16 protein-coding genes and 2 pseudogenes are annotated in these 19,828 nt (G+C 61.5%); 13 read left to right on the top strand and 5 right to left on the bottom strand.

From position 1 onward, the window contains the following. Window positions 1–6 precede the first annotated feature (6 nt). Window positions 7–234, top strand: a complete 228-nt coding sequence (locus tag FNJ47_RS07395; RefSeq protein ID WP_163152130.1) for a hypothetical protein — start codon at window positions 7–9, stop codon at window positions 232–234. Here the strand turns inward: FNJ47_RS07395 and FNJ47_RS07390 are convergent. Together FNJ47_RS07390 and FNJ47_RS53855 are read right to left on the bottom strand one after the other, a co-directional pair. After that, window positions 231–1,308 (bottom strand): annotated as a pseudogene (locus FNJ47_RS07390) (ComEC/Rec2 family competence protein); the annotation flags it as partial. The gene FNJ47_RS07395 and the pseudogene FNJ47_RS07390 overlap by 4 nt on opposite strands. Before the next feature lie 38 nt (window positions 1,309–1,346). Then, entirely contained in the window at window positions 1,347–2,480 is a 1,134-nt protein-coding gene (locus FNJ47_RS53855) for a tyrosine-type recombinase/integrase (protein ID WP_163152128.1), read from the bottom strand. A gap of 905 nt (window positions 2,481–3,385) precedes the next feature. On the opposite strand from FNJ47_RS53855, the gene FNJ47_RS07375 reads away from it, so the two are divergent. From FNJ47_RS07375 to FNJ47_RS07325, 11 genes are all read left to right on the top strand, one after another. Next, window positions 3,386–4,288, top strand: coding sequence for a helix-turn-helix domain-containing protein (locus FNJ47_RS07375; RefSeq protein WP_163152124.1), 903 nt, complete (start codon window positions 3,386–3,388; stop codon window positions 4,286–4,288). 46 nt (window positions 4,289–4,334) lie between these two features. Beyond that, window positions 4,335–4,589, top strand: coding sequence for a hypothetical protein (locus tag FNJ47_RS07370; protein ID WP_163152122.1), 255 nt, complete (start codon window positions 4,335–4,337; stop codon window positions 4,587–4,589). Between the two features lie 101 nt (window positions 4,590–4,690). Then, complete coding sequence (locus tag FNJ47_RS07365) at window positions 4,691–5,431, top strand: hypothetical protein (RefSeq protein WP_163152120.1); 741 nt, start codon at window positions 4,691–4,693, stop codon at window positions 5,429–5,431. Between the two features lie 72 nt (window positions 5,432–5,503). Next, window positions 5,504–6,922, top strand: a complete 1,419-nt coding sequence (locus FNJ47_RS07360) for a hypothetical protein (RefSeq protein ID WP_163152118.1) — start codon at window positions 5,504–5,506, stop codon at window positions 6,920–6,922. An 11-nt stretch (window positions 6,923–6,933) separates the two neighbouring features. Beyond that, window positions 6,934–7,686 (top strand): hypothetical protein, encoded by a 753-nt coding sequence (locus FNJ47_RS07355; protein WP_163152116.1) that lies wholly within the window; start codon window positions 6,934–6,936, stop codon window positions 7,684–7,686. Window positions 7,687–7,841: 155 nt separating this feature from the next. Beyond that, window positions 7,842–8,324 (top strand): hypothetical protein, encoded by a 483-nt coding sequence (locus FNJ47_RS07350; RefSeq protein ID WP_163152114.1) that lies wholly within the window; start codon window positions 7,842–7,844, stop codon window positions 8,322–8,324. After that, window positions 8,311–8,676, top strand: coding sequence for a hypothetical protein (locus FNJ47_RS07345; protein ID WP_163152112.1), 366 nt, complete (start codon window positions 8,311–8,313; stop codon window positions 8,674–8,676). Before FNJ47_RS07350 ends, FNJ47_RS07345 begins: the two co-directional genes overlap by 14 nt. After that, entirely contained in the window at window positions 8,670–9,146 is a 477-nt protein-coding gene (locus FNJ47_RS07340) for a hypothetical protein (protein WP_163152110.1), read from the top strand. Before FNJ47_RS07345 ends, FNJ47_RS07340 begins: the two co-directional genes overlap by 7 nt. Before the next feature lie 57 nt (window positions 9,147–9,203). After that, window positions 9,204–10,880 carry a hypothetical protein gene (locus FNJ47_RS07335; protein WP_163152108.1) on the top strand — a complete coding sequence of 559 codons (1,677 nt, stop codon included), beginning with the start codon at window positions 9,204–9,206 and terminating at the stop codon, window positions 10,878–10,880. After that, a complete protein-coding gene (locus FNJ47_RS07330; protein WP_163152106.1) occupies window positions 10,877–11,845 on the top strand; it encodes a hypothetical protein in 969 nt (322 codons plus the stop codon). The genes FNJ47_RS07335 and FNJ47_RS07330 overlap by 4 nt, the downstream gene beginning before the upstream one ends. A gap of 430 nt (window positions 11,846–12,275) precedes the next feature. Beyond that, window positions 12,276–12,662, top strand: a complete 387-nt coding sequence (locus FNJ47_RS07325) for a hypothetical protein (RefSeq protein ID WP_163152104.1) — start codon at window positions 12,276–12,278, stop codon at window positions 12,660–12,662. A gap of 49 nt (window positions 12,663–12,711) precedes the next feature. Here FNJ47_RS07325 and dsr1 read toward each other — a convergent pair whose 3' ends face one another. Both dsr1 and FNJ47_RS07315 read right to left on the bottom strand, forming a co-directional pair. After that, complete coding sequence (gene dsr1, locus FNJ47_RS07320; RefSeq protein WP_163152102.1) at window positions 12,712–16,533, bottom strand: anti-phage defense-associated sirtuin Dsr1; 3,822 nt, start codon at window positions 16,531–16,533, stop codon at window positions 12,712–12,714. Between the two features lie 214 nt (window positions 16,534–16,747). Then, window positions 16,748–17,029: a hypothetical protein gene (locus FNJ47_RS07315; RefSeq protein ID WP_163152100.1), complete on the bottom strand. Its 282-nt coding sequence runs from the start codon at window positions 17,027–17,029 to the stop codon at window positions 16,748–16,750. Between the two features lie 330 nt (window positions 17,030–17,359). Here FNJ47_RS07315 and FNJ47_RS07310 point away from each other — a divergent pair, with 330 nt between their 5' ends. Continuing rightward, window positions 17,360–17,794 (top strand): hypothetical protein, encoded by a 435-nt coding sequence (locus FNJ47_RS07310; protein WP_163152099.1) that lies wholly within the window; start codon window positions 17,360–17,362, stop codon window positions 17,792–17,794. A 513-nt stretch (window positions 17,795–18,307) separates the two neighbouring features. On the opposite strand, the pseudogene FNJ47_RS07305 reads toward FNJ47_RS07310, so the two are convergent. Next, window positions 18,308–19,531, bottom strand: a pseudogene (locus tag FNJ47_RS07305) (ComEC/Rec2 family competence protein); the annotation flags it as partial. Between the last annotated feature and the right edge of the window lie 297 nt (window positions 19,532–19,828).

Below are 19,828 nucleotides of genomic sequence, written 5' to 3'. Positions count from 1 at the left end.
TGCGCGGTGGTCGATAAGGTCACTTGGCAAAAAGCTGGACGCGTCACGGAACCGGGCCGCTATATGTTCCGGTTCGGTTGGCTGACGGTGACGGCTGACGACCTGAAGGTCTGGGAGCAGTTTCCCGAGGCTTGCTTTACCCTCGTCAAGAAGCCCGACGCCGGCCCCGATTCCGACGAGTACCATCTCGGCCTGTTCGAACTGCCGGCCGGCCCCTCGCCGGACCACGGCTAATCTTCGCCCTGCAAATCCGTCTCGGCCGGGGTCGCATCGACGGCGGGCCGCGGCGTGGTGGCGGGTCCACGCAACGTTGTCTCGCTGTCACTGTCGCCGGGAACCGCAGGCGACCACGGCCGGTCGATCCCGCCGGGCTTGACCGCATCGATGGCGTAGCTGTCACGTGTCCTGCGCAGCACCAGAGCACCGTGGCGTCGCAACCGCTCGGCATCGATCACCGAGGCCGCGCAGCCCCGCGGCGGCGGCGGCCGGGCCGTCACGATCAGTGCCGCACGCTCGCAATCGTCAGCCAGCGCCTCAGGGCGCACGGCCAGCGCGACGAAGCCGCCGTTCGAGCTCTGGGTCACGCAGCCGCTCGGATCACAGGAGACGCCCTCGCCGAGGGATGCATCGGCCGCGCTCCGCGCATCGGCATCCGCCGCCAGCCATTCCTTGACGAGAAAGGCGTCCTTGGCGCTGTGCATCAGATGCAGCCGCCCATCGCCGCCACGCACCGCGACGTTGCGGCCGTCGGCGGAGACCAGCACGTCCGGCTGCGGCACAAGCAGCGCCCAGACCGAAGCCACCACCAGCAGCAGCGCTGCCCGACCAGCGCAGCGGCGTGCGCAACAGGCCGAGCAGGACGAGGCCCGCACTTGCAACGATCAGAGGCCCGATCCCGAACGCCGCCATACGGCCGACCGCACCGGGCAGCGCAGCGACCCATTGCGTCACCAGGATCATCCAGTCGATGCCAAAGCCCATGATCGCCCAGAACACGCCGTCGAACCCGAACGGCATGGCGAGGAGCCCGAGCATACCGGCCGGCATCACGATCGCGGACACCACCGGCATCGCCGCGAGGTTCGCGAGCAGCCCGTACGGCGTCACGCGGTGGAAATGGAATGCGGCATAGGGCGTCGTCGCGAGCCCCGCCACCAGCGAGGCCAGCATCAGCATCGTGAGCTCACGCCCGCCCCACAGCGCAACGCGCGCGGTCGCCGAATGATCCGGCGACGCCAGCAGGTTCGGCAGCCCGATCTGCACCAGCGCCACGAGGCCGAGCGTTGCGGCAAACGACATCTGGAAGCTTCGACGCCAGTTAGCACTTTCAGCGCGATATCAGAGCCTTAGCTCACCTTCTTGACATCGCTCCGGGACTTTTTCCGGGACTTCGCAAGCTCCTCGACGGCAGCAGCAACGTCCTCATCCAGAACATGAGCGTAGCGCAGGGTGCTCTTTATGTCCCGGTGGTTCAGCGCCTTCTGCACCAGCTTGAGGTTTCTGCTGTTCCTCAGCAGCTTGGTACCGAAGTCGTGTCGGAAGTCGTGGAATCGGAAGTCCGTCACCTTGGCCCGCCTGCGGAGCGTCTGCCAAGCGGACTTGGCCCCGTTATATGTTATCCGGTAGCGCTGGCCGCGCACGATCTGCGTTTTCTTGTTGCCGTAGACAGCGACGTAAGTGAACACGAATTCAGGGTGTTGGCCTTGCAGCGGGAACAGGATCTCACGCACGGCCGGTGTGATTGGGAATACCACCCGCCGGCCACCCTTACCGAGCCTGACGATCTGCTTGGCGCCAAAGTTGACCTCGGTCCAGCGAAGGGTCACACATTCCTTCATTCGCATGCCGCTGGCCCGGACGAAGTCAAAGAACGGCTCATAGTCAGAGCGCATCGCATCGTCTAACGCGTCGCCCTCGTGGTCCTGTAGTTCGCGGACACGCTCCTCCGGTTCGGGCAGCAACAGTTCATCCCAATCCGGCTCGGCCGGGAATTCAGCGCGCTCGGCCTTGGCCAACGTGAAGAGCCGTTGAAGTACCTTCGTCGCTGACCGGTTCACGGTGGCATTCGAGACCAGCGGCAGGGCCTGTTCTTCTTCCTTGGTCCGCTTGCCGCGCCGCTTAACGCGATGCCCTCGCCGCCACGCCACCATCTCCCTGGCGGCCTGGTTGTCGATCTGGGTTAGGGGTTTCGATGGCCCGAAGTATTCGATCAGGCGCGCCAGATTCGTCTCGGTGGCCTTCGGGTCCGCGTCGTATTGAGCGCTGTGGTTCCAGAGCCTGTCGGCTACGTCATCGATAGCCAGCGACGCCTTGGAGCGTCGCGTCGCCTTTACCAGCGCTTTGGCCTTCTCTAGCTCTGCAGCTTCGAATTTTTCTGCATCGCGTCGCGTCGTGCACTTCGTGCTGCCATGAAACCGACGACCTTCGTGCTGGAAATCGAATTGGTAGTACGGCGAGCGCTTGTCGCGATAGACTGACACGGTACTTCCCTCCTCCGGCGTCGCTCAAGAAACTCTTGGATGTCCTCTTCAGCGTATCGTCTTCGCGGTCGCTTTTTACCGCGCCCGACGTTGATGTAGGCGATTTCACCGTCCTGGGCGAATGCGTTGAGTTGATCCACCGTGATGTTGAGCTTGCAGGCGGCTTCGTGAGGCGTCAACAGGCAGTCGGATGACGCTCCGGCGCCGGTTGCGGGAGCGCGTCCTGCCGCCTTTGAGACGTCGCTCTGCCGAGATTGGTCCATGGCATTGCCTCCGCCCGGCATTTGCCGGGATCGTGCGAGTGCAGAGCGCTTTTGGACGGTCGCAAACAATACGAAATGCGCGCAAACGGCAAGAACTATCAGGACGTGATGCACGCCTGAAACGAAAACCGGCCCGTGACAGGTGCCGCGGGCCGATCCTTCAGAGCCAAGCGAAGAAGGTGCGTAAGCAACACAACACCATCACCGAACCAATAGACCGCGAGAGGAGCACCCGCGATCAATCGGCGTGCATGGTGTAGCGTGTCATTATTGCGGTAGCAACGCGGTAACAACTCACTTTGCACATCTTCACATTCGCGGAAGAAAAATAAAGTTCATGAGCTTCTCTCACGGGTAACAAGCAAGCATATCCGCGACGCGCGAGGAGCAGCAATTGCGAAAACCCGCGTAGAATGGGCACTTCCAAAACGCCTACTCTATTGGCGCGTAGCAGGATGATTTCTCCCCGATGGGTAACCAAGTTTTTCTCACGCGGAACAAGCCTCGCGTGTTTGTCGGGGCTTGAGCGGAACAAGAGCATCTGACATCGCTACAAACGAAACACCCGCCGGCTGTGAACCGACGGGTGTTGAACACAAGGGATGTGACCCCTTGCGGAAGTCTCCAGCGAGATTCTGCATAGTGCATGCGCCGCTGTTTATCAAGCGTCGTGTCGGTCGCTTCCTTTCGAACGCAACGAAGGGATCACAAGTGACGATCGCGCAGCACACATTCACGAGCAACTACACCGTCATCGGCAACGCCTGCTTCAATGACGAGCGCTTGAGTTTCGAGGCACTGGCAATCTTCACGTACCTGCGAAGCAAGCCGTCCGACTGGATGGTGAGGCAGACGGAGCTTGCGCGACGCTTCAAAGCCGGCAGGGACCGCGTTCGCAATGCCATCAATGAATTGATCGCGGCCGGCTACATCCGGAAGGTTCAAGAGCGCATTGCGGGACGATGGGGCGCGGCCGGCTATGACGTACTCGCTGCGCCCGACGCACCGGCGCCGGAAGAACCGTCGCCTGAAAACAGGTCACTACTAAATACTGATCTTCTACCAAGTACAGATTCAACCAAGAAAGATAACAGTCGTATCGCAACTGACGTTGCGAACGCGAGCGAGGTTGATCGGTCTCCGAACGCTGCACCGAGTACCAGCACCTGCAGGCCCCTTCCTCCGTCCCGTAGTCTGGCGATGTACCAGCAGAGCACAGTGGAAGCCCGCCTCGCATTCGACGAACTGCAGAAGCTCGATGGTTGGTGCGGCACCTGGGAAGATGACCCGCTGGTCCATTGGCACGCGTTACTTCGCAGGGGATATGCGGCTGATGACATCGTCGACACCGCTGCCGACTATCTCCGCGGGACGCATGACGCGCCGTCGCTTGGCGATTGGTTGTCCAGCTTCGAAAGCTATCTGCAGGACGACACCGATGGCGCAGCCATCCCTGCGCACCGCGGCGGGCTGCACATGATGCGGCAGCGTCTTGGGGCACGCTCGCCAGCCTTCAGGAATCCGGCCGCGTCAGGTCATTTGTAGGCGGACGATGAAACCGACCAATTGTCCCGCCGAAAGGAATTGAGCGATGCCAAGACTGACCATTGATCGGACGATGGCCACCGAGAATATCCGACTTCGCGACCCCGACGCGTATCAGCTACTCGAATATCTGAAGTGGCAACATGCCGGCGCGTTCGACCTCGCGGACGACGTTCGGCGCGAGATGCCGGACCAATGGTCGCTGACACGATTTGCCGGTGTGCGGCAGCGACTTTGCGAAGCGGGCTTTCTTGTTGTCGTTGATCGACCGCGCTCGAAGGTAACAACAACGCAACGGTAACAAGGCGATTTCCACAGCTCTACGCGGCTGTTCTTTGAAAGCGTGCTACAGCTTGCAACACAGGATGTGCGCGTAACACCCAACAACAGGGACCTACGAAAATGGACGAAGAGAAACTGCTCGAAGCGCTCGCTGCTATTGCTGAAGAGCTCCGCGGCGACATCTTGAAACTCGCTGGCCGTGTCGACGCAGTCAGCGAGAGCTACAATCAACTCGCTGCCATCACGGCCGCCGACGCCGCAGGCGCGCGCGATCGCGGTGTCGATACCTCTATGCGCCGCCGAGACGAAGATGACCGCGGTCCCGACGGAACGATGGCCGTGCGTACCGCCGCAGACGCGCGATCCGATAGCGTTAGCCGCCATGAGTTCGCTGTGTCGGCGTCGAGCGTCAACGACATGCGCAAGAAGCAGTCGCGGTCGATGGCTGATCTGGACGCGTTCGCCGATGTGCAAGCAAAGGCCGACTCCGTAATGCGCGCTCTCGGCTCGCGCGCAGAGCCGCCTATGGCCGGTGAAGATCTCGTCTCGTACAAAATCCGCCAGCACCGAGCGATGCAGAAGCATTCGCCGAAATGGAAAGGCGTAGAGCTTCGGATTATCGCAGGAGACCAAGTCGCGCTCGACAACGTGCTCGGCGAAATCCGAGCTGATGCCATGGACGCGGCGACAAGCCCCGTCGGAATGCCGGAGTTTCAGCATCGCGCGATTACCGAGACCACTTCGGGCGGTCACACCATCACCCGGTTTGTCGGCAACGGCACGATCTTCAAGCAGCTTTCGCGTCCGGTTCGGCACGTCGAATACATCGGCACCCGGCATTTGCCTGGCTCGATGCAGTAGCTGACCGTTTACGCTGCTCTCCACGATGTCGCCGGACGAGTCCGGCGACATCTAAACTACCGGGACACATAAATGGCCGCACCAACCTATCAATTTGCAAACAACGCCAACACGATCTTGGCGGCGCCGATCAACTCGCTGGTGACCACGCTTCAGGTGCAGGCCGGTACGGGAGCGCTTTTTCCAACGCCAATCGCGAACCAACCGTTCTTCCTGACCTTGCTCGACGCGGCGACGCAGCAGGTCAACGAGATCGTGCTGGTCACACAGCGTGTGGGCGACGTGTTCACGATCGTCCGCGGTCAGGATGGCACCGTCGCGAAGAACTGGAACGGCGGCGACATCTGCGCGAATCTCGTGACGGCAGCGACCGTCCAGAACATGGAGCAAATTCCGCAGGCACAGGCCGCCGCGCACAATTGGGCTCTGGATACGGGCGGCGTGAACGCCTACGTCGGCGCCTATTCTCCTCCGATCACCCAACGCAGCCAAGGCATGACGCTGCGGATCAGGATCGCGAACAACAACACCGGCCCGTGCACGCTCGACGTGGGTGCCGGCGCGTCTCCGTTCCTCAATCCTGACGGAAGCCAGCTCGGTTCTGGAGCGCTCATTGCCGGCGGCTGGGCCGAATTTGTCGACAACCTCACCAGCTATCAGCTCATCAGCTCGTCGCAGCAGGCGCAATCGACGGCCGGCGCTGCAACGACTGGCGACATGAAGTTTCGTCCGACGAGTGAAACCATCACGGGCTGGGTGATCGCAAACGCGACCACGATTGGCGGACCGGCATCGAACGCAACGCAGCGTGCCAACAATGACTGCGCCAACCTCTTCGCCTGGCACTGGAACAACTTCTCGAACATGCAATGTCCGGTCTTCACCAGCGCTGGAGCGCCGACTACTCGCGGCGCGAACGCCACCGCGGACTTCGCCGCGAACAAGAGCATTGCCGTATACGACAAGCGTGGCAAGGGAGAGCATGGTGTCGACACTATGGGTGGCACCGCCACCTCGTTACTGTCTGGCGTTCCGGTGCGGACCGGCAGCTCTACTACACCCGGCTCTGTCCTCGGCGAGAACCTGCACACTTTGATCGTCGCCGAGTTGGCTGTGCACACTCACGCCAACGTGCTGACGGACCCAACCCACGCACACGGCAACACATTGAGCGATCCGGGACACCTCCATGGGAACGTGTTGTCCGACCCTGGGCACGCTCACCAGAACGTGGGTGCGATTCTGGGCGGTAACGCCGCTGGCGGCGCCGCCGGCGGCGCCTTCGATGTCATCCAGCAACACAGCAACATCTCCTACGCTGCCGCGGTCACCGGAATCGTTCTGAGCAACTCTGGTGCTGTCACCAACATTGCTATCAACAATGCGGGCGCAGCGACGGGCATTTCGCTATCCAACGCGTCCGCAGGCAGCGGAGCGGCACACAACAACGTTCCGCTCGTCGATGGCGTGTACTACTACATCAAGCTTTAAGGCTCGCAATCATGACGCACCAAATCCTCAAGTCTGCACTCGCTCCGCCGCCAGTCACCTTCGATCAGGTGAAGCAAGCGTTCGGAAATCTGGTCGACACTTTCATCCACGAGATGCAGACATGGCACGATCACGACGTTCAGGTGAAGGCGTTGCAGCCCATGCGTCCCGAACCAAAGCCGTCCGATCACGCTGATGCGGAAGATCCGGCGTCGGCTTTCTGGCGAGATTTCGCTGCGTGGCAGACTGAGAAGCGAGGTCGCCATGAGCCGTATCCGGCCCCCCTCGCCCATCCTGATATTGCGGCATCGATCAAGGCAATCACAGGCGCTGATGGCAGCGTCACCTATGTGCCGGACTTCGAGATCGTGAACGATGATCCGACGCCGGCGCAAATCTTTGCAGCGAAGAAGGCGCTTCTGTTGAACGCCGTGCATCATGCAGAGCAAGAAGCGCTGAAACAAACGCAGCTACCGCTCGGCAAGCGTCGGTTGGCTGATCTGCGCGAAGTTGACATTCGCGGCGCTGATCCCAGGACGATTGGCGCGGCTGACCAACAGCATCTCGCTGATCAAGAATCGCGCCGCGCCAAGGTCGACGCTATCGTCAGAGCTGCCGCGCAGGTCACAAGCGATATCGAGGATCTGACGACGGACAACGTCGACACCTTCACGATCCCGATCTTTGCGACAGCGGCGCCTGCTTCCGCTCCTGGACGTCCGGAGGCCGGCGCCGAATGTGTGACGGGCGGCGCGGCGCCTTAGCAGTCCACCTAAAGCCCCGCACCGCCCCGATCACGTTCGTTCCATGACTGATTATGGAAATCTCCAGACAAAAGCGAAAAGACCCGTCACGACCCAGGAATGGCGGCCGGCGAACTGGTGCGGGGCGCCCGAAGGAATTCGTCCCGACAAAGGCGATGCGCGAACTAGTTCGGATGAACTTGGCGTTGCGCGCCTACACCCACAGCGATCTCTGTGCGGTGCTGATCAATCCCGCAACGGGCGATCCAATCAGCCTGCAAACCTTCGCGCGCTGCTTTGCGCGGGAGATCAAAACCGCAAAGATCGAGCTGGACAACATCGCCTCGGGCGGATTCGTCAAACAGCTCCGGCGCGGCAACATGACGGCCTTCATCTGGTACTCGAAAACGCAATGGGGCTGGAGCGAGCGCAAGGGGCGGCCTGTGCAGTTTGAGCTTCCGGCGCTCAACACCGCGGCCGACATTGTCAGCGCACAGGCGGCCATCTCAGCGGCCATGTCGGCCGGCACGCTTACTCCCACCGAGGCGACCGAAGTCTCTGCCGTTGTCGAGCTACATCGGAAGGCCATCGAAACCGCAGAGCACGAAGCATTCATCGAGAAGATCGAAGAAGGGATGGCGCTGGATGTCGAACCATAGAAAGCGTTTACGGGCGATCGAAGCGCGTCTCAACGCGAAGCACCTCCGGACTGGCAACGTATTCCGGACAGTGATCGTTGAAGGTGGATTGCAGGGGTCGATCAATTGGGCTTATGCCGGCGCGCACCGCTGGAAGCGCGAAGACGGTGAAGAGCTGGAGGCGTTCGCCAAACGCGCCGCGGACCTGGCCATTGCAGCCGGCGAGACCGCGTTAGTTGTCGGCGGGCTCCCCCGCTCCGATGAACTCGCCGCGTTCCCGGACTTCGAGTCGTGGTGGGCCAGTATTGCGGAGCACTACCCCGAAGTGCCCCCCGAAGAGCCGGCCGGCTACGCGCGGCGAGCGCAATGGTGATCATCATGGTGAGAACGCCAAAGCCTGCGACCGTCAAGCGCGAGCTGACACAGGCCCTATTGCGGGAAATGCTGATCCTCGAACCTGACACCAGAGTGTTCCGCTGGAGAGCCAAGCACGGCAGTGCGTGCGCCGGTGACGTGGCCGGGCGCGATGCCAGCGGCCACTGGATCATCGGCATCGGCGGGCGAGAGTACAAAGCGCCCGCGCTCGCGACCTTCTATGCCACGGGCGAATGGCCACCGGCGCCGCTGGAGGAGAAGCCCCAGAAGGTGGCGACGCAACACCACGCGTTTGGAGACCCCGGCCCACCACTCGATGCCGCGGACTACAGGCCGCGCGTCCATGGTGATCCCGAGCGAGTCATGGCTGAATTTTTCCAGCAGATTGGGAAGGACTACGGCGGGCCTCTTGGGCAGGAGTTGCGGCACAATTCCAAAGCTGACGTTTTTGCACGGGGATTTCGATGATTCTTGGCGGAGGCCCGCTCCGACAAGCCAGCGCATCCACACACGACGGGGACCACCATGACGGCCAGGAGCATCCTACAAATCGACGTGAACGATCAGTCGTTCCGTCAGTTCAACACCCTCTTCCAGCGCTATCAACAGCAGCTCGGCTCTACGCCGCTACAGTGGCGCAACATCGCCGCCGCGCAGCAGCAGGGCGTGAAGGGCTTCCGCGATCTCGTGTTCGAGCAGGCCACGGCGATCGCCCAGCAGCGCATGCTCGGCGAGGCGCACAAGGCGGCCCTCAACCTACTTCGGCAAGAGGAAAACTCGTGGACGAGGATCCGGCGGCAGACCACGGGCGTCGCCGGCAACATTCGCGACATGACCGGCCAGCTCATGAAGTGGGGCAGCCTCACCGCCGTCTTCAGCGGCCTGCTCGGTGCCGGCGGCCTGTTCGGCATCAGCCGTCTCACCGATAACGTCGCCAGCGGCCGGCGGAGCGCGCTTGGGCTGGGAGCGACCTATGGGCAGCAGCGCGCATTCGGTACGGCCTTTGACCGGTTTGGCGATCCGGGCGCGATCCTGCACGGTGTCGCTGACGCGCTGGGCGACGTCCGGAAGAGAGCTTCACTCTACAACGCCGGATTGACCGACAGCGATCTCACTGGCGGCAGCGCCGAGGTGTCCGCGCGGTTGATTGCGTCCGCTAAGCGGATCGCCGACAAAACCGACGACAGTGTGCTGGGCACCATTGCCGACGTGCGCGGGTTCAGCAGCCTGGGGATGAACGCGGACTACCTCCGGACGCTGAAGCACACCTCATGGGAGGAAGTAAACAAACAGCATGTCATGTTCCGCGACCGGTCGCGTGAATACGGCGTGGGCGGCGACACCCAGCGCGCCTATCAAGACTTCGAGACCGCACTCAGTGATGCCGGCAACCGGATCGAGAACGTGTTCGTCAGGGGCCTGGCGCCGCTGATCCCGGGCATGGAGAAGCTGTCCGGCTCTCTCGTCCGGTCGATCGAGAACCTATCGAAGGCGATCCCGCCCGACGCCATGGAGCGCATCGGCAAGGGCATTGAGACGTTCGGCACCTATCTCGGCAGCGAGGATTTCCAACGCGACGTGAAAGGGGTCGCTGCTGGCTTTGCGTGGTTTGCAGGCAAGGTCCGGGATTTCGGCATCTACGTCTCTGGCGACACGGGCGCCAAAGGCATCCGGACTCGAAACAATTGGTCAAAGCACCACAGAGACGGTCTGCCGACCGAAGGCGAGCTGCGGAAGGCGCGCGCCGAAGGTAAGGCCACGGTATGGACCCAGCTCTGGGATATCTACAAAGGCGGTACTGGCACAGCGCCCGGTAGCGCCTCACTACCGATCAAGGCCGGCGCCGGGACGCTCGACCCTGGCCTCGCATCGCTCGCTCGGACCGTGCAAGGCAAGGTCCCGGGCTTCGATCAGATCACGGCGGGTGCGGATGCCTATCACAAGGGCTTCAGCTCGGCGCACAACGAAGGTCGCGCATTCGATTTCACGATCAAGAACCCGGCCCAGGCCGCCGAAGTCGCGCAGATCGTGCGCGATGAAATGGCGCGGCAGGGCATCAAGGGAAAAGTGATCGACGAGTATAGCAACCCGTCGAAAAACGCGACCGGTGGTCACATCCACGTGCAGACCGACGTTCGGATCATGAACCAGACCGGCAACAACGTCGTCGTGCAGACGCAGCAGGCAATCCCCTCCCCATGAGATACTATCGGATCGAAATCGACGGCGGCTCCACGGTATTCACTAGCTTCGACCGCGGGCAGAACCTTCCCGGCGCCTTGCAGGTGGAGCTAGATATCCCAGTGGCCCCGATGCACTCGCCAGCAAATGCTGGCGCCTTCGTCAAGGTCTGGGGCATTCCTCTCTCCATGATCAGCCAGGCGAAGAACCTCACCGGCAAGAAAATCAAGGTCTACGGCGGCTTTCAGAAGGGCCTGCCGTTGGCCAATCCAAAGCAGGCCGGGCTGCTCGTGCAGGGCTACATCTTCCAGGCGTTTGGAAACTGGCTGGGCACGGATATGTCGCTCGACCTAGTCATCACTGTCGGAGCGCCGCCGGCACAGGACGCGCCGCCGAATCCTCCTAAGAACCTGTCTCTCGATTGGAAAAAAGGGCAGACGCTCGACGGGGCGATCAAGTCGACGTTGACCACCGGCTATCCGGGCTTCACCGTCAACGTGCAGACGCTCAACGGAAATCTCGTCGCACCAGAGGATTCACCCGGCATCTACACCGGCGCTCGGTCGCTTGCCGAGTTCCTGTTCGCGGCGAGCAAGTCGATCATCAACAAGCCGGACTATCAGGGCGTTCAGATCGCCTTCGATGGCAACACGATCAACGTCTATGACCAGCCGAACACGACACCGAAAGCGATCGACTTCGTCGACCTGATCGGCCAGCCGACTTGGATACAAGCGCCGTCGATTGCGTTCAAATGCGCGATGCGCGCCGACATCGTGCTCAACGATACGGTCACGATGCCGAAGACGCTGATCACCAACTCGGCCCAAGCGCAGTCCTCGCTGATCAATCAGTCCGTCACGCAGCAGGGTACGTTCGTCATTTCGTCGATTCACCATTTCGGAAACTTCCGTCAGCGCGACGCCTATAGCTGGGTGACCGAGTTCAACGCCTTCCCGACCAAAACCACGGGGGGAACGTCGTGAGCGGTAACCTGAGCGTGATTACCGGAAATCGCTGGCAAGAATCCAAAACCCACTGCCCGCACGGCCACGCCTACACGCCGGCCAATACCAAACTGATCAAGTCAACGAAGTCCGGTCACTTCAAGCGTCAATGTCGGGCATGCAAGGCCGAGGGGGCAAAGCGCCAACGCCTCCTGGACAAGCAAGCGACGCTCCGCTCACCCGCTGCGTATGGCGTGCCAGGTCGGCCACGGCCGCGCCGAAAGCCTTGCAAGCCGCCGGCCATCGCGACCCGCGCTCCGATCGTCAGCGCGCCGAAGCCAGCGCCGCCGCGCCGACCGCGACCCTTCCGGCAATTGGCGCTCCGATTCCTCGAATACACCGGGCGGATCTGCAGACACCGTCACGCGGTCGCCATCGCTTGAAACTGAAAAACTGAAAAACTGGCACAATGGCGAACGGCGGAAAACGGCCCGGCGCTGGTCGCAAAAAGGGCGTCCCGAATAAGGCGACCGCCGCGAGAGAACGCGCCGTTGCAGCGTCCGGCTCAACCCCGCTCGACGTCATGATCAAGGCAATGCGGAACTTCGAGGCGCTGGCAAACGAGTGCGTGAGCAACAAGAAGCGGTTTGAATATTACCTCCGCGCCGCAGTGGCCGTTGCCAAGGATGCGGCGGTCTATGTTCACCCGCGCGTCGTCCCAACTGGCGGCGCTGATGCCGGCGTCACCGAAGTCGTGCACCGCGTTGAGGTGACCGGTGGCCTGCCGATCGGCTCGAACCCGGAGAGACCCGAAGGGTCGGAATACAGCGACGTGCCACCGGAAGAAGCAAGATAGGGCTGGGTCGGGGGCGCGACAGCTGATCTTACGAGTTTGAGCATCAACGTCAGAGCCCATGTTTTCGCGCATACTCGGCCAACCGCTGATACCGTTTGTCTTTTCGCAAACCCGGTATCTGTTGTGCAATAGCTTCGAGGCACTTCACAAGCTCTCTGGGAGCCCAAGGCTGATCAGTGACAATGGCATCGAGCAAACGTAACGCGGCCTCGGGAAATCTAGCGCAAAGCCCAGATTCATCCAGCTTGTGCACAACGAAGTGGGGATGCTCAATCGGCCGCAGCCAATCCACAACCGCGGCTAGGGCCGAAGGAAACTCCCCGCCTGCCGCAATGCTCAAGACAGCCAGCGACTCCGCGATGCTCTTTGAAGCAAGGTCGCGGGACTTGGGCCAGACCTCTTGCCAGAACGGGCGGACCCGGTTCTTCCAGTAATCCTCACGCTGTTCCCCAGCACCTTCGAGGGCTTGCGAGAGTGCTTGTGCCACTTCCTGCAATCCCTCTTGCGGCAGTGCGCCGACGGCGGTCCTAAAGTCCGTCGATGTGTAACCTTCCGCGGGGTCCAAGGCAGCGTACGTAAGGAATGCTGCAAATTGCCGACCGTGTTCGCCAAGCTCCTCATAGTGATCCGCTGTGGAAAGGAACTGCGATTTGAAAGCGATTAAAAGCGGATGATACAGTCTGGGGGACCAGAGAAACCCTTCCCAGGCCGCCTTGGCCTCCGCGCTGGTTTCCCAGTCGAACAATGGTAGCAGGTGCTTTTCGGTCCAAGGACGATCTACGCGGAACAAGGCGATCGATCGCGACGCCAGCAGCACGCGTCCGTGGCGGAATCTCGCAATCCCAACATCGGACATCTCTGTGAAAAATGGCTCGATGTCTCGCGGCAATGAGTCATTGTCGTTGGGCGTGCGTTTAAACCACAGATTTAGCAGCGCCTGCGCGACGTGGCCGATCGGATGATTGATAGCTTCGCCCACCGGGTCTTTGATCGGTTCGCCATCTTCACGAATGCCCGTGCTTGGCTCTAGCGGCAACGCCAGCACGCGACTGCAAAGATCCAGCAGGATTGCCTCATGGCGGTCGATCACCTTAGAGACCGCCTCCATCCACCAAGTTAGGCTGTGCGCGTTAGCCTGCGCGACAGCATCGGGCATCTTCTGCACCAACGATGCCGCATAACGCCACGACCGCAGAACTAGCCCCTGATCGCTCCACGCTTGCAGCGCGTCCCGCCAGCGTTCCGTAGGCCAAACCTCTTCTTGAGCTAGGACACACAATGCCAGGAAACTGAGGGAAAAGCGCGTGCGGCAGATCTCCGGCCAATTGTCTTCATAGAAAAACGAATGCGTTTCCGGTTGCGGCTTCTTGAGCCATTGGACCAATTCCGCTCGTTTGAGAGGTGCGACGGCGACCTGTCGGCTAGACTCGTAGTCTGGGTCGCCGGTGCCGCTCATCCAATGTGAGAACTCGTCCCTTTCGTTGCTAGCCAATCGCCGTCGTGGCTCTGCCGCCGCTAAATCGTCGACGCGCCGGGAGGCATCGTCCCCGAGTTGGGCACCACTCGAGCGCAGCTTGGCCAGACGTATCCAGATCGAGTCATCGACCAGCGATTGCCATTCCTCGGGTTCGAGGTCTGCCTTAAATATGTACCGGGGCGGGCCCGCCAAAATTGCCGCCTCCAGCGAAGACCTGCTTGACGGTGAGAGCTTCGCTCCTTGCAGTACCAGCAAACGCAGTGTCTCGCGTTGTGTATCCAAGGACCACAACCACCACGCATCATCACGCACGAGCCACTCGACCCACTGCGCGGAATCGATGCCGTCGTCCTTGCTCGCTGCAAACAGGGCCAATCGCTTGAACGTCGGGTATGGTATTTCGAACCAACCCAATGCGATCCGCCTAGCGCGATCAGTGTCGCTTGCGAGCGTTGCAAGCCAGGCATCGCGTAACAGCTCAATCAAGGTCACCCAGTCGCGGAACCCTCGGTTTTGCCAGTGCGGGCTGATCGACGGCATATCCCAATACGAGCGATCTCTTTGGTCGTCAGCCTCACCCAACTCACGCAGTAGATCCATCGCGTCGCGCAGCAATTGCTGAAAATCATCCAGCAGCAACGACAACACCGCGCGCCAGGTTTCCGACAGATCTCGAATTGAAGAGTGAACATGGTCTGCGGTAAGCACGAGCTCCCAGTCCACGAGTTGTCGGATGCGCGTGGGCTCGTCAGTGGCTTCTTCCTCGGAACCGAAGCGAAATGGCTTTTTCAAAGTGAGCTTGGGCGAAAGTAAGTCGCGTAGTTCTAGCCGCAGGGAAGCTGTTAGCCCGTCGCGCTTGAATCGATCCTTCCAGTGGTAGAGGTCAAGGTCACGCGATGGCGACCTGACCCGCCCGGTGAGAAGAAGGCGCCACAGCGTTCGCATCAGCGGCCCAGGAATAGCGTTGGGTGCGTTGGCGCGGATTTCGTCGAGTTCGCTTGTTTTCCCTTCCCGTGCCAAGCGTGCAAAGAGATCCAACTGCTGCTCGATCAGCCACGTCCAGCGATTATGCAGTTGTGCGCCGCGCTCGGCCAACCAGATAATCAATGTGGGATCGTTCAAATGCCGCACCAGCCAGCTGGCCAGTTGATACATCACGTGATCCCACTCGCTCCCGTTAGCACCATGCGATACCAGCGCCATCCACGGCGCACGCGAATACGGTGCAGGGCGTCGGATCAAGCTGAACTGCAGCTTGTCGTCGACATCCGCCAGTGGTGGAACGCCGAAGCGATCCAGGTCGCGGTGGAGGAAGCGTGCATCTGAAAATGCATCGAGCCAGTCGAGCGAGGGAACAGGGTTGAATTCCGCGAAGCGCTTCGCAGGCATTCCGGACTCGTGGGATAGCGCCCAAAGCATCCGGCCCACGAAGTCATCCTGGCGGGTGCTGGCGGAAGGCCGCGCAAGGGCGTAGTTCACTACGATGCGCTCTTTGCCGAGGATGCCATCGCGATACGTTCCGGCCCAGGCTTTCAGGGTGTCGTGCAACGCCGAGTGATCGTCGCCGTGAGCGGGCACTTGGTAGAGGATGGGGGTAACGCCCTTAGCTGTCCATTCGACCGTTTTGGGGTGATCCTGTCCTGGCTTGCATTCGCCTAGCGCATAGGCTTGTGGCGTGAATTCGCCCTGCATCCGATCGGCTGCCAGAGCGTCCATCATGTAGCGCATGACTGGATCGTTGATGCTGTAGCCGACGAAGCAGACTAGGTAGTTGCGGAAAAGCTCGCTGACGAAACGCGCCGCCCATCGTTCCGTCAGGTAAGCGAGCCCAAAGTCACCGCTGGTCAGCACCAGCCGATGCAGAGCACTGTCGTCCGGCTTTTCCGGTAGCAACCCGTGCAGATACACCAGTCCATCCCACCGGCTGTTTTTTGGGATGGGTAACATCGGTGCCGCATATGATTGGAAGGCTCTGCCAGATCGTTTTCGCACGCGCTCGAAAATGCGATCGAAATTGGTGGTCACGAGGCGAAGAGGACCCTGACGAGAGCGAGCGAGTTCCAGCAGGGCATCATGCGTGTCAGTGGCGCCCTTGCGACGCCACTTCGGATTCAAAGCTTGAACGAGTTTTTGACGGACGGCGATACGCTGGCCAGGGAAGCGGTGCTCCAAGAGATCCAGCGTCGTATCGAATTGACCACGATCGTAGGCATCCTGTTCAATGTCCAAACGCGATGTGCCAGCCAGCCTGTAGATATCATCTACCAGACCCCGAAAACTCGGCAGCCCGGCGGGGTAAGAAATGCCCGCCCCACAGAAAAAAACAACACGCCCTTCTTCTTGCGCCTGTAAGAGGGGATCGGGAATGTCGGGGCCGTTAGCGACAAATTGCATGGTCAGCTTGAGCTACTGCCAGGTTGGCTAAACACGGGGCCGATCATCAAAATCCTCCTGTTGTGCGCGGCGGCGCGGCCGACAAAACACGGCCCAGCATGCTAAAAGGATCACATCCTGAGGTCGCAGACAATTGGCCAAGCGTCTGAGGGCTGTGGCCCCAGGGCGATCATCGTGGCTTAGAAGTTTTGGCGCGATCAGCCGGCATCGGTAATCAGAAGCGATAAAGCATTGAGGCCATCTCGTCGCACAGGTTGAGGTATTCCGGTCGGCTCTTGCCGGGCATCTTCTGCGTAAGACTATCGGCGCAGCGGTGCACCGCCTGAGACCGCGAGACGGTGGTGCTGCCGGTGTTCATCGCCGCGTACTCCGCCATCATCGCGTTGCAGGCGGGACGCGTCGTATAGAAGCTGGCGCGGTCGAGGTTGCACCGTACGGTGTCGTCAGCGCGCGCAGCCGGCGCGAACAAGTGCGAAGCTGCCAGCACCGCGGTCATCAGATATCGGGTGATTGTCTCTTTCAACATGATCGAAGAGGACCACATGCCAAGGTTGTGCGCAACTGCGCACTTCGGGACATGGCCAACCGCCAACGCGGGGAGCTTTTGTTGGACGTTGAAATTTTGCGGATATCCCGATTCGTGCCAGACTGTTTGTGGGTTTGAACGCCCACGAGAGACCGTATACATCATTGGCCATGAGGCCGGGGGCGAGCGCGCTGTCCAAGGCGTAAGCCCAAAAGCGTTCGGCGTGTTCTCGCACGCGTTCAACCCCCGGCTGCCCGTCTGCCACGGGCGCGGCTTTGAACGGCCAGCGAGAACCAACCAATGACATCACAACAGCAAGCAGACGAACTCTTGCGCGAATGGCAAGAGCGGCGCGCGCATCGCATTGCGCCTCAGTGTCGTTCGGACACGAAAGGAGGAAAAATTAATCATGGCGGAGCTATAATTCGCTCCGCTGAACCGGGGTTTGTGCTCTTCGTCTACCTGGTTGCGTTGCGCGAAGAGCTTCGCGTGCGCGCCAAGTCGTTGCCGCGGTATGTCGAGCGCAATCCTCGAAACGGTAGGCTGTCGTTTCGCGTCGATCGAGGCGCGCGCATTCCGTTGCCGAGCGATCCGACGTCGCCGCAATTCCGCGCGGCTTATTCGCGGGCACTCGTCGAAGCCGCTGCCACAGAAAGCGATGCGGATGACTGGTCTGAGTTAGAGCGCTTTCATGCTGCGCAGCGAGTCGAGCGAGCAAGGGGAGTTGCAAGATGAGTGAGCCAGTAACGGTCGAGCGTCTCGAACGCGCACTCGCGACTTGCGCATATTGCATAACGAGGCACGGCGCCGACTATATGGTGCCGATATTCCAGCGGCTGGAGCGGGAGTTGGCAGCAGCGCGCGAGGCCCAGGACGCCGTAGGGCGCGCTAAGCGCCTACTCGAAACTTACCACAGCCCGCGCCTCGCGCTCGCAGCAGGATGAGTTGGACATCAGGTGTTCACAGCACCGCGGCCCAGCCATGCCGGTTCCACAGCAGGTAAGTTGAGGAGGCCCCGGAGCTGATCCGGGGCCTCCTTCATTCTGGTTGGGGCTTGGGAGCGAACGCCCCGTGAACGGGCGGAACAATTCCGGGACCTTTTCCGGGACTCTCGGCCACCATTTTCGGATTTACGCGGATTCTTGATCGGTTTTCGTTCACGCCAAGGCGTCATGACATCCAGCCTAACCGATTGAAATTTAATGGTTTTCATAACCATTCTCGGTGCTACGCCTTCGGCGCACACACGATCTGGAAGCTCGGATGCACCAGCGCCTCCGGCGCGATCGCAAGCACGATCAGCGCCGCCACCGCCAGCGTGCGGAAGGTGATCGCGCGGCGATCGACGATGACCGCGATCAGCACCACGGCCGTCATGAAGAACGATCGCTGGGTCGCGACCTCGGCTCCCGACAGCAGCAGATAGAACGCCGCAGCGACCAGCGCCGCGGCCGCGGCCCATTTCTTGATCGGGTGTCCCGCCGTCAGCGCCGGAAACAGCGCGAGCAGTGCGCGGATCGTGAAGAACACGACGCCGGCGACCACGGCCATGTGGTAGCCGGAAATCGACAGGACATGCCCGAGCCCCGAGATGAACATCGCGTCGTTGACCGGCGTCGTGATCGCATCACGCCGGCCGGTCAGCAGCGCGGTCGCGATCGCGCGCTGGTCGCCGTCGAGCGTGGTGCGGATGCGTGCATCGATGGCGTCGCGCAGCCACTGCATGAAGGCGGCATAGCGCAGCGCGAGGCCGCCGGCTGCCGGCGGCTCCCTGGTCTTGACCGCACCCATCACGAAGCCGGAGGCGCCGATGCCTTGGAAATAGAGGTCGCGGCCGAAATCATAGGAGCCCGGACGCTGCGGCCCGAGTGGCGGCATCAGCCGCGCCTTCAATTCAACGAAGCTGCCGACCTCAGGCGCGGCGCCCTTCTTCACCGAGAGCCTGACGCGCTCGAGTTTTGGAACCTCGCGCTGGCTCTCCATCGACACGACGCGCAGCACGAAGCGGTCAGTCTTCTCCCGGATATCGCGCGTCTCGACGAAACCGGTCAGCGCCACCGAGAACACAGGCCGTGCCAGCACGCCATGGGCGATCCGCGCCGTCTTCCATGTCGCCATCGCAAAGCCCGCAGCGATCGCGGCCAGCATCACCACGGCGGGAAACACGCTGCGCCGCCGCAGCAACAGCGCCAACAGGCAGAGCGCGATTGCGACGGTCGCCGTGACCAACAACACCGGCTCGTGCTCGGCCGCAAAATAGAACGCAATACCGGTGCCGAACGCCACCGGCGCCCACGGCAACAGCCGTCCGGCGCCCGCCTCCGCGCGCGCCCATTGCCGCATGGTCTCGACGAAAGGCCGCCAGATGCTGGCGCGCACCGGGAGATAGCCGCCGACCGGTGCAGCCGCGCGCGGCGGCCACGTCCCCGCGTAGCCGCGTTTGCCGCCCGGCGTCGTGCCCTGCTCCGCCATTCCGCTTGCGATCCCTGCCGGGCGGCAGGCTAGCGGATGCCGCAGTCACCCGACTAGCGGAACGGATGCAGAATACCGATCGACAAGGCCGGATACCTGGATCGTCCAGCACCTCGCCTCCCCCGCGCCGGGCCACCGGTGCTGCCTGCGTCAATCCGATCGAGCCGAAAGTCTCATTAGGTACCGATCCCGTTGGGATTAGACTGCCCTGACGCCTCCACTCCCGGACACAGAGGGATGAGGCGGTGACGGCTCGCGGCACCTTGAAGGCCGCTGGAGCTCTTCTCAGGTGGCCCA

It is taken from the genome of Bradyrhizobium uaiense, from assembly GCF_010811875.1.
GTDB classification, from domain to species: Bacteria; Pseudomonadota; Alphaproteobacteria; order Rhizobiales; family Xanthobacteraceae; genus Bradyrhizobium; species Bradyrhizobium uaiense.
The sequence above is the reverse complement of the archived record's forward strand: the minus strand, read 5'-3'. Positions and strand labels throughout refer to the sequence as shown.

Bases quoted from the DNA above. Each gene is read 5' to 3' on its own strand.
- FNJ47_RS07335 (WP_163152108.1), top strand. From the start codon at position 9,204: ATGACGGCCAGGAGCATCCTACAAATCGACGTGAACGATCAGTCGTTC.
- FNJ47_RS07360 (WP_163152118.1), top strand. From the start codon at position 5,504: ATGGCCGCACCAACCTATCAATTTGCAAACAACGCCAACACGATCTTG.
- FNJ47_RS07315 (WP_163152100.1), bottom strand. From the start codon at position 17,029: ATGACCGCGGTGCTGGCAGCTTCGCACTTGTTCGCGCCGGCTGCGCGC.
- FNJ47_RS07310 (WP_163152099.1), top strand. From the start codon at position 17,360: ATGACATCACAACAGCAAGCAGACGAACTCTTGCGCGAATGGCAAGAG.
- FNJ47_RS07365 (WP_163152120.1), top strand. From the start codon at position 4,691: ATGGACGAAGAGAAACTGCTCGAAGCGCTCGCTGCTATTGCTGAAGAG.
- FNJ47_RS07330 (WP_163152106.1), top strand. From the start codon at position 10,877: ATGAGATACTATCGGATCGAAATCGACGGCGGCTCCACGGTATTCACT.
- FNJ47_RS07325 (WP_163152104.1), top strand. From the start codon at position 12,276: ATGGCGAACGGCGGAAAACGGCCCGGCGCTGGTCGCAAAAAGGGCGTC.
- FNJ47_RS07350 (WP_163152114.1), top strand. From the start codon at position 7,842: ATGCGCGAACTAGTTCGGATGAACTTGGCGTTGCGCGCCTACACCCAC.
- FNJ47_RS07345 (WP_163152112.1), top strand. From the start codon at position 8,311: ATGTCGAACCATAGAAAGCGTTTACGGGCGATCGAAGCGCGTCTCAAC.
- dsr1 (WP_163152102.1), bottom strand. From the start codon at position 16,533: ATGCAATTTGTCGCTAACGGCCCCGACATTCCCGATCCCCTCTTACAG.
- FNJ47_RS07340 (WP_163152110.1), top strand. From the start codon at position 8,670: ATGGTGATCATCATGGTGAGAACGCCAAAGCCTGCGACCGTCAAGCGC.
- FNJ47_RS07355 (WP_163152116.1), top strand. From the start codon at position 6,934: ATGACGCACCAAATCCTCAAGTCTGCACTCGCTCCGCCGCCAGTCACC.
- FNJ47_RS07370 (WP_163152122.1), top strand. From the start codon at position 4,335: ATGCCAAGACTGACCATTGATCGGACGATGGCCACCGAGAATATCCGA.